Raw genomic sequence first — 13,175 nt, 5'->3', positions numbered from 1 at the left:
GGTGCCATGGAATGAACAGCAACGAAATATACGTAAGTCTTGACATCGGTACATCCAGTGTAAAAGTTATCATTGGGGAAATGGTCAATGACACATTAAATATAATCGGTGTAGGAAATGTTAAATCAGAAGGGCTCAAAAAGGGTTCGATCGTCGGTATAGATGAAACCGTCCAATCCATTCAAAAGGCTATAGAGCAAGCAGAACGGATGATAGGGATGGAGATTACAAAGGTAATCGTCGGCATAAGTGGAAATCATGTGACGCTTCAGCCGTGTCATGGGGTAGTAGCGGTATCCAGTGACAATAAAGAGATTACCGAGCATGACGTTTTCCGTGTCAGGGAAGCAGCGGAGTTAATAACGATACCATCCGACAGGGAAATCATCGACGTGGTGCCGATTCACTACAAAGTTGATGAACTTGATGAAATCAGTGATCCACGGGGCATGATAGGTGTCCGGTTGGAAATGAGAGGGATTTTAATCACAGGTCTTCGGACAATTTTACATAATACGCTGCGCTGTGTGGAAAGGGCAGGATTGGAAATAACCGATATCGCCCTTCAGCCTTTAGCCGCAGGTTCCCTTGTTTTATCCAAGGATGAAAAAGAACTTGGTGTGGCACTTGTCGATATTGGCGGAGGTTCCACGACCCTGGCAATTTTCGAACAAGGCTATTTACAATATACGTCTGTGATACCTATAGGCGGGGAAACACTTACGAAGGACCTTTCCATCGTTCTAAGGACGACTATGGAAGAAGCTGAGAAAATAAAAGTAAAGCATGGACATGCCTATTATGATGACGCGTCTGAAGATGAAGTATTCCAAATACCGATCATCGGCAGCGATCAGCAACAGACCTGCAACCAGTTAATGCTTTCGGATATCATTGAAGCGCGGGTGACCGAAATATTCGAGTTGATTCAAGATGATTTGAAGAGACTTGGCTTCCAGGATATACCGGGTGGTTTCGTGTTGACCGGGGGCGTCGTCAAGATGCCGGGTGTCCTGGAGCTAGCTCAATATGTGTTCCAAAACCGAGTAAGGACAGCTGAACCCAATTACATCGGTGTTAGGGAACCCCAATACACCACGGCTGTTGGTTTGATTAAACACGCATGCAAGAAAGAGAGAATGCAAAAAAACACCGCTAATAAAACTCCTGTAGCAGCTGGACAAGCTCAAGAAGATAACGACCAGCGCAGCCAGAAGGTTTCTCAGAAAAATAAAGAGAACACGGCTAAAAAACAAGGTGAAAAAGGTGAATCTAAATTCAAAAAAATCCTGGGTTACTTTTTTGAATAACAATCATTAAGAATCGGGAATTTCGTCAAAATAGGAGGATTGTCATGTTGGAGTTTGATTCTAATCTAGAACAATTAGCAACGATAAAAGTAATAGGTGTTGGCGGCGGCGGAAACAATGCGGTAAACAGAATGATCGAGCATGGTGTACAGGGTGTTGAGTTTATTTCTGTCAATACTGACGCACAGGCTCTTAATCTATCAAAAGCAGAAATCAAAATGCAAATCGGTGGGAAGCTTACACGCGGTTTGGGTGCAGGTGCCAATCCAGAGGTAGGAAAAAAAGCTGCTGAAGAAAGCAAAGAGCAGATTGAAGAAGCGCTTAAAGGTGCCGATATGGTATTCGTAACGGCTGGAATGGGCGGCGGTACGGGAACGGGGGCAGCTCCTGTCATAGCGGGCATTGCTAAAGATCTAGGGGCCCTTACAGTGGGTGTAGTTACCCGTCCATTTACTTTCGAAGGCCGAAAACGGGCAACACAGGCACAAGGCGGCATTTCATCCATGAAGGAATCGGTTGACACACTGATCGTCATTCCGAACGACCGCCTCCTTGAAATCGTCGATAAAAGCACGCCAATGCTTGAAGCATTCCGTGAAGCGGATAATGTACTTCGCCAGGGTGTACAAGGGATTTCAGATTTAATTGCTGTTCCAGGTCTTATTAACTTGGACTTTGCCGATGTGAAGACGATCATGTCCAACAAAGGTTCCGCTCTTATGGGAATCGGGATTTCCTCCGGGGAAAACCGTGCAGCGGAAGCGGCGAAAAAAGCCATTTCCAGTCCGTTGCTTGAAACATCGATTGATGGCGCCCAAGGTGTACTGATGAATATTACCGGTGGTACGAACCTAAGTCTTTTTGAAGTCCAGGAAGCGGCCGATATCGTGGCTACAGCATCCGATCAAGACGTCAACATGATTTTTGGTTCTGTTATCAATGAAAACCTTAAAGATGAAATCGTCGTTACGGTAATTGCTACAGGCTTTAACGAGGTTGAAGCTTCAATTCGGCCTACTGGACGTCCAACACTCGGACAGCAGCAGCAATCAAGACCTCAGACACAACAAACGCCACAGTCTAACGTGAAGCGTGAAGTGAAGAGGGAAGAAGTCAATGAACAGCCTGCACGTAATGCCAATCAAGGCGATGAGGCTTTGGATATTCCAACCTTCCTCCGTAACCGTAACAGACGCCGTTAATAACGACGTCATATGCCGTTCCCATTTGGGGACGGTTTTTTGTCGTTAATAAAATGCATCCCTAGACGGAATTGTGCTGGATGTTGCCTGGGCAGAAGGGAGCTTCCATCTTTTGCTCACTTCCATTTATTAATGTAAAAAGATGAGAGAGAAATTATTAAACGTTTATAACATAAATCGACAGAAGTAAAAGGGAGCAGGATAGTCTCTAAGACAGTATTGAAAATATCAATAGCTGATTTTCTACAAAAAGGGTAAAAATGACTGAAAAACTCTTAAGTTTTCAGTACAAAAAGTGACACACTTTCTTAGGGCAGGTACGCTATACTTTTTGCTAGTGGAAGGTTAGTTCATATAAGGAGGGGAGGGTGTTTGACTTTATATTTAGATGTGATCTGGTTATTGAATTGGTTATTTGACTGCCTCCTTTTATATTGGACCGCAATCATTCTCAAACGAAGGGTAGCTCTTTGGCGGGTGTGCATCGGCGGATTGATTGGTTCCTTCATTATCGTATTGGCATTCACTCCTTTTTATGCAATTGCCGACCGGGCATACATGAAGATTTTAGTATCCATGGTCATGGTGCTGGCAACCTTTGGGTTTAATAGGCTAAAAATTTTCGTGAAATCGGTGGCCACTTTATATTTTGTGACATTTTTATCGGGAGGAATCCTTCTGGGACTTCATTACCTATTTGAATTCCAAATCGTGTCCAAGGACCCTGGTCAATATGCCGGAATCAATCGTTTTGGCGACCCTGTCAGCTGGATATTCGTCATGATCGGGTTCCCGCTCGCATGGCAATTTTCCAAGCGAACATTAGAAGGGATGGAAATGACCAAGCTTACACATGAACAAATGGTTTCGGTCTCGGTTAAAATTTCTGACTTTGAAGGAACGTTTCATGGATTGGTGGATAGCGGCAATCAGCTATATGACCCGATTACACGTTCCCCAGTAATGATCATTTCTCTTTCAGGCGAGGAAACGGGAATCCCGATTGATATGCTAGAGCTCTTTAAAAACCCCGATACCCTGATTAGTCAGGAAGTGCAGCCCGAATATTCATGGACGGGAAGAATGCGTGTCATCCCTTATAAAGTCGTAGGTCATGAACATCAGCTGTTAACCGCAATCAAACCGGATTATATTAAAATCGTTCAAGGAGAAAAAGAATTTCATGTCAAGCAGGGTCTCATTTCGTTTACCTTTCAGCAACTCTCTCCCGACAATAGCTATCAATCTATCGTTCACCCGAAGATGTTAACCGGCATACCGGTGCAAACTGCCTCCTGAACCATCGATTCACTCTTAAATTTGACCCATAATCCGTTTATTAGAAGGGAGAATTATTTTGAAGAAATTCATTCTTCGGCTTACTTACTTTTGGTACAAACTATTGTTCAAGCTCGGATTGAAAACGGACGAAATATTTTATATAGGAGGGAGTGAGGCACTGCCGCCGCCCCTTTCAAAGGAAGAAGAGGCAATACTGATCAATAAATTACCAAATGGCGATGAAGCTGCACGCTCGATCTTGATCGAACGTAATTTAAGGCTGGTTGTTTATATTGCCAGGAAATTCGAAAATACAGGCATAAACATTGAAGATTTAATCAGCATAGGCACCATAGGTTTGATCAAAGCTGTGAATACATTCAATCCTGAGAAGAAAATAAAACTGGCTACATATGCATCGAGATGCATCGAGAATGAAATATTGATGTATTTACGCAGAAATAACAAAATCCGCTCTGAAGTTTCTTTTGATGAACCTCTGAATATTGATTGGGATGGAAATGAACTACTGTTATCAGATGTACTTGGAACGGATGATGACATTATCACGAAAGACCTTGAGGCAAACGTTGACCGTAAGTTGCTGACAAAAGCACTTACACAGTTATCGGAACGTGAAAAACAGATAATGGAACTCCGTTTTGGACTTGCAGGAGGAGAAGAAAAAACCCAAAAGGACGTTGCCGACATGCTGGGGATTTCCCAATCTTACATTTCGCGTTTGGAAAAACGGATTATTAAGAGGCTTCGTAAAGAATTTAATAAAATGGTGTAAAAAAATAAAGTGCTTAAATGTCAATCAAATCAATACTTCGGTAGTAATATTGAAAAATAATCGGGATTTTCTGTTCTAGCCATGTGCATATTTTTTCCTCCCGCGGAAATACTGTTTTTTGTACAGCGCTCCTGTGAGGAGGGAATAATTTTGTCTCGTAATAAGGTTGAAATCTGCGGTGTGGATACATCAAAATTACCGGTTTTAAAGAATGAAGAAATGAGAAAACTCTTTAAAGAACTGCAAGATGGCGATATTTCAGCAAGAGAGAAACTGGTAAACGGGAATCTTCGACTCGTTCTAAGCGTCATTCAACGCTTCAACAATCGGGGAGAGTATGTAGATGATCTATTTCAGGTAGGCTGTATAGGGTTGATGAAGTCGATAGATAACTTTGACCTAGGTCAAAATGTTAAGTTTTCAACGTATGCTGTACCGATGATTATTGGAGAAATCAGAAGATATCTTCGTGACAATAATCCGATTCGGGTATCCCGTTCTTTAAGAGACATCGCTTACAAAGCTTTGCAGGTAAAAGAAAAGCTCATAAGCCAGACCCTTCGTGAGCCGACAGCTGAAGAAATCGCCAAGGTGTTGGAAGTACCTCATGAAGAAATTGTTTTTGCACTAGATGCTATACAAGATCCAGTTTCACTTTTTGAACCGATTTATAATGATGGCGGGGATCCGATTTATGTACTCGACCAACTGAGTGATGAAAAAAATAAAGATAGTACCTGGATTGATGAAATAGCTATAAATGAAGGCATGAGACGGTTGAATGACCGGGAAAAAATGATCCTTCGCAAACGGTTTTTCCAAGGGAAGACGCAAATGGAGGTAGCCGAGGAAATCGGCATTTCACAAGCACAGGTCTCCCGCTTGGAAAAAGCGGCAATCAAGCAAATGAATAAAAATATCCAACAGTAGAAGCTGAGCATGAGAAAAAGTTAGCTGAAGCGGGCAGGGCAAAAATGTCGATACCCGCTTCATAGCTACTTATCCATTGCGGCTTTTTTATTTTGTTGAAAATCCCTTCCGGATGGGATCGTGAATCGGGGACGTTTATTTATCGTAATCTTCATCCTTGAGCGCATCTTGTCATATACATAGGAATAGGACCTTCATCTATGATGAATTTTTGAGGAGCTGAGTGATGTGACCAGGATTTCAGAATTTCAAATAAAGGATATCGTCAATATAGCGGATGGGAAGAAGTTGGGTAATATGTCAGACCTTGAAATAAATACGGCCACTGGGAAAATAGAGGCTATCGTCGTTTCAAATGGCACCCGATTAATGGGTTTTTTTGGAAGAGAACAAGACATTGTGATTCCATGGCGCAAAATAAAAAAAATCGGTGCGGATGTCATACTTGTTGAACATCAGACAGTATTTCAAGGAGAACTGAAAGATGAACGTTTTTAAAGGTGCATGGCGCAAATATATGATACACTAGACTAAAAATAAAGAGGTTTATAGCATGAAAGAGCCATTTGTTTTAATAAAAGACCAATATATGCTCATTGACAGCTGGAGACAAAAAAATCTCCAGCTCGTAGCGGGCTTCACCACAAAAAATGGGGGAGTCAGTACAGGTGATTTTCAAACATTGAATACCGGTTTTCATGTCGGGGATAAACTTGGTGATGTCCAGGGAAACCGCAGGATTATAGCCGATAAGCTGATGTATCCGCTAAATGAATGGATAGGGGCCGAGCAGACACATGAAACGAATATCCATCAGGTTACCAGCCTCGATTGCGGGAGAGGTGCTGCGGATTATGATTCAGCCTTTAAAGCGACTGATGGATTCTATACGAAGGACCCAAACGTTCTATTGACCCTTTGCTATGCAGACTGCGTGCCCTTATACTTTCTTGCTCCGGCACATGGTATGATTGGGGTGGCACATGCTGGCTGGAAGGGCACGGTTAATGGGATTGCACGAAAGATGGTTGAGGCATGGCTGAATGAGGGTATAAAAGCAAGTGAGATATTTGCTGTTATTGGACCTTCGATTTGTTCAAAATGCTATGTAGTTGATGATTATGTCATGGATTTAGTGCAGAATTTGCTGGTAGATATTGACGAAAAGCCCTATAATTTAATCAGTGAAGGACAATATCAGTTAGACCTTAAGCAACTTAATGCATTGATTCTTCAAAAATCAGGAATTCCAAATAGTCAGATCGACGTTACATCATACTGTACAAGCTGTGATCATGAATTGTTTTTTTCACATCGCCGTGATAACGGGAAGACAGGCAGATTGATGAGTTTTATCGGTTGGAAGGAGGATTTAGAGTAACAGTGAAAGTAGTGGACAATTTAAAAAACATCGAAGAAAAAATAAATATAGCATGTAAAAATAGCGGAAGGGACCGTGATGCGGTAAAGTTGATCGCAGTGACGAAATATGTTTCGGTCGAGAGAGCGAATGAAGCATTGGAAGCGGGAATACTTGATTTGGGCGAAAACCGTGACGAAGGGCTATTGGCTAAATATGAAGTGCTGAAGGACAAGCCAAACTGGCATTATATTGGTTCCATGCAAACACGCAAAGTTAAGAATGTCATCGATAAAATTTCTTATATCCATTCATTGGATCGCATTTCTTTGGCAGAAGAAATTCAAAAACGCGCTAATGATCCGATAAACTGTTTAGTGCAGGTGAATGTATCTGGTGAGGAATCAAAACATGGTCTGAATCCAGAGGCGACTATTGATTTCATAAAAGGGTTATCTGCTTTTGATAAGGTGAATGTTGCAGGATTGATGACGATGGCTCCATTGACCGATGATGAACGGATTTTGCGGGAATGCTTCCGGAAACTTAAAGGCATCCAGGCTGAAATACAAGCTTTGGAGTTGAAGCATGCCCCCTGTACTGAATTGTCCATGGGTATGTCCAATGATTTCATGATTGCCATTGAGGAAGGCGCTACAATGATCCGGATTGGTACAGCACTTGTAGGCGAATAATTTTAAGGAGGTACGCTATAGATGTCGTTCGTATCAAAATTTAAATCTTATTTCGCGCTGGATGATGAGTATGAGTACAGGGAAGAAGTGGTGGAAGAAGAGGAGGCTGAACCAAAAGTCGTGAAGTCAGCTAAACAGCAGCAGTCCGCTTCTGCAGGGAATAATACCAATCAGAATATCGTAAGTTTGCAAAGCGTACAGAAATCTTCTAAAGTAGTATTATTGGAGCCGCGTGCTTATGCAGAAGCCCAGGAGGTAGCTGATCATTTGAAAAACAGGCGCGCAGTAGTCGTGAACCTTCAACGGATCCAGCATGACCAAGGAAAGCGAATCATCGATTTTCTAAGTGGGACTGTCTATGCAATCAGCGGGGATATCCAAAAAATCGGAACAGATATATTCTTATGTACCCCGGACAACGTCGATGTTTCCGGTAATATTACCGGCTTCGCCGCCGAAGAGGAGTACGAAGAAGCGAGGTGGTAATGGTTAATGGGTCTAGTGCTTCAGGGTTTATATTATTTAATTGAAATTTATTCAATGGCATTAATCGTTTACATATTGATGTCATGGTTCCCCAATGCAAGGGAGACATCAATCGGTCAGTTTTTGGAAAAAATTTGCGAACCTTATTTGGAACCGTTCAGAAAGTTCATTCCGCCACTTGGCATGATTGATCTTTCACCTCTTGTGGCCTTGCTGGTTCTTAATTTTGCCAGCGGTTATGGAATTTATTACTTACAGACATTAATTGGCTGATCAACAATTAACCTGACATGCATATTACTACACAGTCGGAACATTTTCCGCTGTGTAGTTGCAACGCAGAATGAGTTCAATCAATTCCATATGATCGACCATTAATTTGATAACTAAGGAGCATTTATTCAATCATGAGTATTTATCAGCATTTCAGGCCGGAGGAAAAAGATTTTATCGACCAGGCCATGAATTGGATTGATCAGGTTAAACATTCCTACGCTCCGAAACTATCTGATTTTCTTGATCCGCGTCAGCAGGAAATCCTTACTTCCCTAATAGGGAATGATCCGGAAGCGAAACTGCAATTCAATGGCGGGAGCGATTTTGTAGAGCGAAAACGTGTGCTCATTTACCCTGATTATTACTCTCCTGAACCATCTGATTTCAATATCTCCTTATACGATATCTCCTATCCAAAAAAATTTGTAACGCTTGAACATAGGCAAATACTTGGAACCTTGATGTCACTAGGGGTAAAACGTGAAAAATTTGGTGATATAATAGTGACGGAAGAGGATATTCAATTTATAGCTGCCGAAGAGATGGATTCATATCTCACTGGAAATCTGGAGAAAATAGGTAATGCTTCCGTTTCCATAAAACGGCTTCCAATCGGGAATATCGTTCAAGTTAAGGAAAAATGGGAAGAGCAAGTAACCACCGTCAGTTCTCTTAGGCTTGACAGTGTACTATCGGCCGTCCTGAATTTGTCCCGTCAAAAAACCCAGTCCTTGATAACGTCAGGAAAAGTAAAGGTGAATTTCAAGCAAACGGAAAACGTCTCGGAAGAATGCCGTGAGGGTGACACACTTTCCATCAGAGGTTTTGGCAGATGTAAAATAGCTTCAATCGATGGGAAAACCAAGAAGGATAAGTGGAGAATCTCGTTAGGCAGACAAAAATAATTCAAGAAAAAGCAGGAATCATAAATTTATTGTCGAATATAGAGTTTTAACATACTAGAGTAGAAACCGTTCTGGAGGTGCCGTAATGCCCTTAACCCCGATAGATATACATAACAAGGAATTTAACAAAGTATTTCGAGGGTATGATGAAGATGAAGTAAATGAATTTCTCGACCAGGTCATTAAAGATTATGAACTGATTTTGAGGGAGAAGAAGGAACTTGAAGATAAACTGAACGAGACTTTTGATCGTTTGGGACATTTTACGACAATTGAGGGTACACTTAACAAGTCGATTATTGTCGCACAGGAAGCAGCCGAAGAATTAAGGCGCAATGCCCAAAAAGAAGCGAAACTGATCATAAAGGAAGCAGAGAAAAATGCTGACAGGATCGTAAATGAGTCACTTGTGAAAGCAAGGAAAATAGCGATGGATATTGAAGATTTGAAAAAGCAATCCAAAGTATTCCGGACACGTTTCAAAATGCTTGTCGGTGCACAGCTGGATTTGCTGGACAATGACGATTGGGATCATCTTCTGGATTATGAAGTGGATGCGACTGAAATAGAATTAAATGAGAGAGTGGAAGAGGAAATTTAAACGATTCCTTGACTTTGAACACTTTTTTCGCATATAATTTTTTAACAATACAATTCATTATGAAATTAGACGATGACAGGGAAAGTAAATTCTTCACACACTTATTTTTAGCGAACCGGGGATGGTGAAAGCCCGGAATAAGCGAAGATATTGAAGATCACCCTTGAGTTCTGAGTTGAACCTGCTTTTGCAGTAAGTAAATGAAGCGTTTCATTCACGTTACGAATGCTCGAGAGGTTGGATTCACTTTTGTGAATCTTTCTAGCCAGGGTGGTACCGCGGGAAGCAAAGCTTTCTCGTCCCTTTTTTAGGGATGAGAGGGCTTTTTATTTTGGCCGGATATCAAGTCATCGGTTCGAATGAATTTTTTTAAAAGACGGATGGAGGATTTTATGATGGAATACAAAGATACCTTATTGATGCCTAAAACTGAATTTCCAATGCGGGGGAATTTGCCGAAGCGTGAACCGGAAATCCAAGAAAAATGGAAAGAAATGAACATCTATAAAAAAGTGCAAGAACAAACGGAAGGACGTCCTTTATTCATTTTGCATGATGGACCTCCATATGCCAACGGCGATATCCACATGGGCCATGCAATGAATAAAGTTTTAAAGGATTTCATTGTCCGATTTAAATCGATGAGCGGTTTTCAAGCACCGTATGTACCTGGCTGGGATACACATGGGCTTCCAATCGAAACGGCATTGACGAAAAAAGGCGTGAAACGGAAAGAAATGAGCGTTGCCGAATTCAGAAAGCTTTGTGAAGAGTATGCTTATGGCCAGATTGACAATCAACGGGAGCAGTTTAAGAGAATAGGGGTCCGTGGTGATTGGGAAAATCCTTATATCACATTAAAGCCTGAATATGAAGCACAGCAAATCAAGGTATTCGGTGAAATGGCGAAAAAAGGCTACATTTATAAAGGGAAAAAACCTGTTTACTGGTCCCCTTCAAGTGAATCGGCGCTAGCCGAAGCTGAAATTGAATATCAAGACAAACGCTCTGCGTCGATCTATGTTGCTTTTGAAGTCACAGATGGCAAAGGTGTGATCGATGAAGGCGTCAAGATCATCATCTGGACAACAACTCCATGGACGATTCCGGCTAATCTTGGTATTTCATTGCATCCGCAATTAAATTATGTAGTAGTGGCTGTCGAAAATGAAAAATTCTTAATTGCTGAGGCACTTCTTGAATCGGTTACGGAAACATTAGGCTGGGAAAACCCGTCCATCCAAAAAACAGTAAAAGGGAGCGAGTTGGACCGTGCTGTTGCCAAACACCCTCTTTATGACCGTGAATCTTTAGTGATGTTAGGTGAGCACGTAACGACTGAAGCTGGAACGGGTTGTGTTCATACTGCGCCAGGCCATGGTGAAGACGACTTTATCATTGGGCAAAAATATGGCTTGGACGTACTTTGTCCTGTAGATGAAAAAGGGGTCATGACGGAAGAAGCAGGGGAATTTGCCGGATTATTTTATGATCAAGCGAATAAACCGATTACCGAAAAATTAACTGAAGCAGGCGCGTTATTGAACTTGACGTTCATCACCCATTCTTATCCACATGACTGGCGGACGAAGAAGCCAACGATCTTCCGTGCAACAGCACAATGGTTCGCGTCAATCAAGGACTTCCGCAATGAACTTCTGGAAGCGATTGAAGAAACGAAATGGGTACCGGCTTGGGGCGAAACGCGTCTATTCAATATGGTCCGTGACCGTGGGGATTGGTGTATTTCCCGCCAACGCGCTTGGGGCGTGCCAATTCCAGTGTTTTATGCAGAAAATGGCGAGCCGATCATTACGGATGAAACCATCGACCATATTTCAAACCTATTCCGCGAACACGGTTCAAACATCTGGTTTGAGCGTGAAGCGAAAGATCTTCTGCCTGAAGGCTATACACATGAAGGCAGCCCGAATGGTATCTTCACGAAAGAAACGGATATCATGGACGTATGGTTCGATTCCGGTTCTTCTCATCAAGCGGTACTTGAAGAAAGAGACGACTTGCAACGCCCTGCTGACCTTTATTTAGAAGGGTCCGATCAATATCGCGGCTGGTTTAACTCATCACTTTCAACAAGCGTTGCCGTTACAGGCAAAGCACCATATAAAGGTGTACTTAGCCACGGGTTCGCATTGGATGGCGAAGGCCGTAAAATGAGTAAGTCGATTGGGAACGTAGTACTGCCATCGAAGGTCATGAATCAACTTGGTGCAGATATCTTACGCCTTTGGGTAGCTTCGGTGGATTACCAATCGGATGTCAGGGTTTCCGATCCTATTTTAAAACAAGTTTCGGAAGTTTACCGCAAGATCCGTAATACATTCCGCTTCCTGTTAGGGAACCTGGATGGATTCAATCCTAAGACCGATAAAGTGGCTGTTCAAGAATTGCCTGAAGTCGATCGATACATGCTGGTTAAATTAAATAAACTGATCAAACAGTCGAAGCTAAGTTATGAAAATTATGAGTTTGCCACCATTTATAATATGGTCAATAATTTCTGTACACAGGATTTAAGTTCGTTCTACCTTGATTATGCAAAAGACATTCTTTATTGTGAAGCACCAAATGGGAAAGAGCGTATGGCCATTCAAACGGTCCTTTACGAATCATTGGTCAGCTTGACCAAATTGGTATCACCGATCCTCTCTCATACAGCTGATGAAGTATGGGCGTTCATTCCGGGTGTAACGGAAGAAAGCGTGCAGTTGACATTGATGCCTGAAGAAATTTCCATTGAAGATGCTGAAGATATTGAAGCAAAATGGACGGCGTTCATGGATGTCCGGGATAATGTTCTGAAAGCATTGGAAGAAGCCCGTAACCAGAAGGTCATCGGAAAATCACTGAATGCTAAAGTGACGGTATATGTTAATGAAGAAACGAAAAGTCTGCTTGATGGCATCAAGGAAAGCTTTGAACAGCTATTCATCGTATCCGAATTTGAAATCGCTGGAGATGTGGCAAGTGCCCCAGCCGAAGCAGTTAAACTTGAGGATATAGCGATCCTTGTTACAAAAGCAGAAGGTGAAACGTGTGAACGTTGCTGGAATGTTTCGAAGGAAGTAGGTCAAGTGGAGGATCATCCAACACTTTGCCCGCGTTGTGCTACAGTTGTGAAAGAACATTACGTGAATCAATAATTCCTGCAAAAATGCCGGTCCCTATATGAAGGGCCGGCTTTTTTGTGTGAATGAAAGCTAAAACCCCAGTCGTGGAATTTTGCCTTTACCAATCTTCCCGATATTCTTAAGGAGCAGTTAGCGGACTTCTGTTTTTCGGATTAGTCATTATTTCTAGTTTATGCTACAA

General features: G+C 42.0%; 13 protein-coding genes. All 13 read left to right on the top strand.

Annotated elements, in window-relative coordinates; genetic code table 11:
- Positions 1–11: 11 nt before the first annotated feature.
- The 13 genes from ftsA (at position 12) to ileS (ending at position 13,006) form a co-directional block, all read left to right on the top strand.
- Positions 12–1,310, top strand: a complete 1,299-nt coding sequence (ftsA, locus tag A6755_RS19330) for a cell division protein FtsA (RefSeq protein WP_057278442.1) — start codon at positions 12–14, stop codon at positions 1,308–1,310.
- Positions 1,311–1,354: 44 nt separating this feature from the next.
- A complete protein-coding gene (gene ftsZ / locus A6755_RS19325; RefSeq protein ID WP_034313879.1) occupies positions 1,355–2,512 on the top strand; it encodes a cell division protein FtsZ in 1,158 nt (385 codons plus the stop codon).
- A gap of 372 nt (positions 2,513–2,884) precedes the next feature.
- Positions 2,885–3,811, top strand: a complete 927-nt coding sequence (spoIIGA, locus tag A6755_RS19320; protein ID WP_063591688.1) for a sigma-E processing peptidase SpoIIGA — start codon at positions 2,885–2,887, stop codon at positions 3,809–3,811.
- A 58-nt stretch (positions 3,812–3,869) separates the two neighbouring features.
- The gene (sigE, locus tag A6755_RS19315; RefSeq protein WP_034313874.1) at positions 3,870–4,589 is read left to right on the top strand and encodes an RNA polymerase sporulation sigma factor SigE; all 720 of its coding nucleotides are present in this window, start codon (positions 3,870–3,872) and stop codon (positions 4,587–4,589) included.
- Positions 4,590–4,739: 150 nt separating this feature from the next.
- Positions 4,740–5,519, top strand: a complete 780-nt coding sequence (gene sigG, locus A6755_RS19310; protein WP_034313871.1) for an RNA polymerase sporulation sigma factor SigG — start codon at positions 4,740–4,742, stop codon at positions 5,517–5,519.
- A 228-nt stretch (positions 5,520–5,747) separates the two neighbouring features.
- A complete protein-coding gene (locus A6755_RS19305) occupies positions 5,748–6,017 on the top strand; it encodes a YlmC/YmxH family sporulation protein (RefSeq protein WP_034313870.1) in 270 nt (89 codons plus the stop codon).
- Between the two features lie 55 nt (positions 6,018–6,072).
- Complete coding sequence (gene pgeF, locus A6755_RS19300; protein WP_063591687.1) at positions 6,073–6,900, top strand: peptidoglycan editing factor PgeF; 828 nt, start codon at positions 6,073–6,075, stop codon at positions 6,898–6,900.
- Positions 6,901–6,902: 2 nt separating this feature from the next.
- Positions 6,903–7,574 carry a YggS family pyridoxal phosphate-dependent enzyme gene (locus A6755_RS19295; RefSeq protein ID WP_063591686.1) on the top strand — a complete coding sequence of 224 codons (672 nt, stop codon included), beginning with the start codon at positions 6,903–6,905 and terminating at the stop codon, positions 7,572–7,574.
- Between the two features lie 21 nt (positions 7,575–7,595).
- Positions 7,596–8,060: a cell division protein SepF gene (locus A6755_RS19290; RefSeq protein ID WP_057278438.1), complete on the top strand. Its 465-nt coding sequence runs from the start codon at positions 7,596–7,598 to the stop codon at positions 8,058–8,060.
- A gap of 6 nt (positions 8,061–8,066) precedes the next feature.
- Entirely contained in the window at positions 8,067–8,333 is a 267-nt protein-coding gene (locus A6755_RS19285; protein WP_034313862.1) for a YggT family protein, read from the top strand.
- Between the two features lie 134 nt (positions 8,334–8,467).
- Entirely contained in the window at positions 8,468–9,241 is a 774-nt protein-coding gene (locus tag A6755_RS19280) for a YlmH family RNA-binding protein (RefSeq protein WP_057278437.1), read from the top strand.
- 85 nt (positions 9,242–9,326) lie between these two features.
- The gene (locus A6755_RS19275) at positions 9,327–9,842 is read left to right on the top strand and encodes a DivIVA domain-containing protein (RefSeq protein WP_034313857.1); all 516 of its coding nucleotides are present in this window, start codon (positions 9,327–9,329) and stop codon (positions 9,840–9,842) included.
- Between the two features lie 395 nt (positions 9,843–10,237).
- Positions 10,238–13,006 carry an isoleucine--tRNA ligase gene (gene ileS, locus A6755_RS19270; RefSeq protein ID WP_063591685.1) on the top strand — a complete coding sequence of 923 codons (2,769 nt, stop codon included), beginning with the start codon at positions 10,238–10,240 and terminating at the stop codon, positions 13,004–13,006.
- Positions 13,007–13,175: the final 169 nt, after the last annotated feature.

This window comes from Peribacillus frigoritolerans (assembly GCF_001636405.1).
GTDB classification, from domain to species: domain Bacteria; phylum Bacillota; class Bacilli; order Bacillales; family DSM-1321; genus Peribacillus; species Peribacillus frigoritolerans.
Note: the sequence above shows the minus strand (reverse complement) of the source record. Positions and strands in the feature narration are given on the sequence as shown.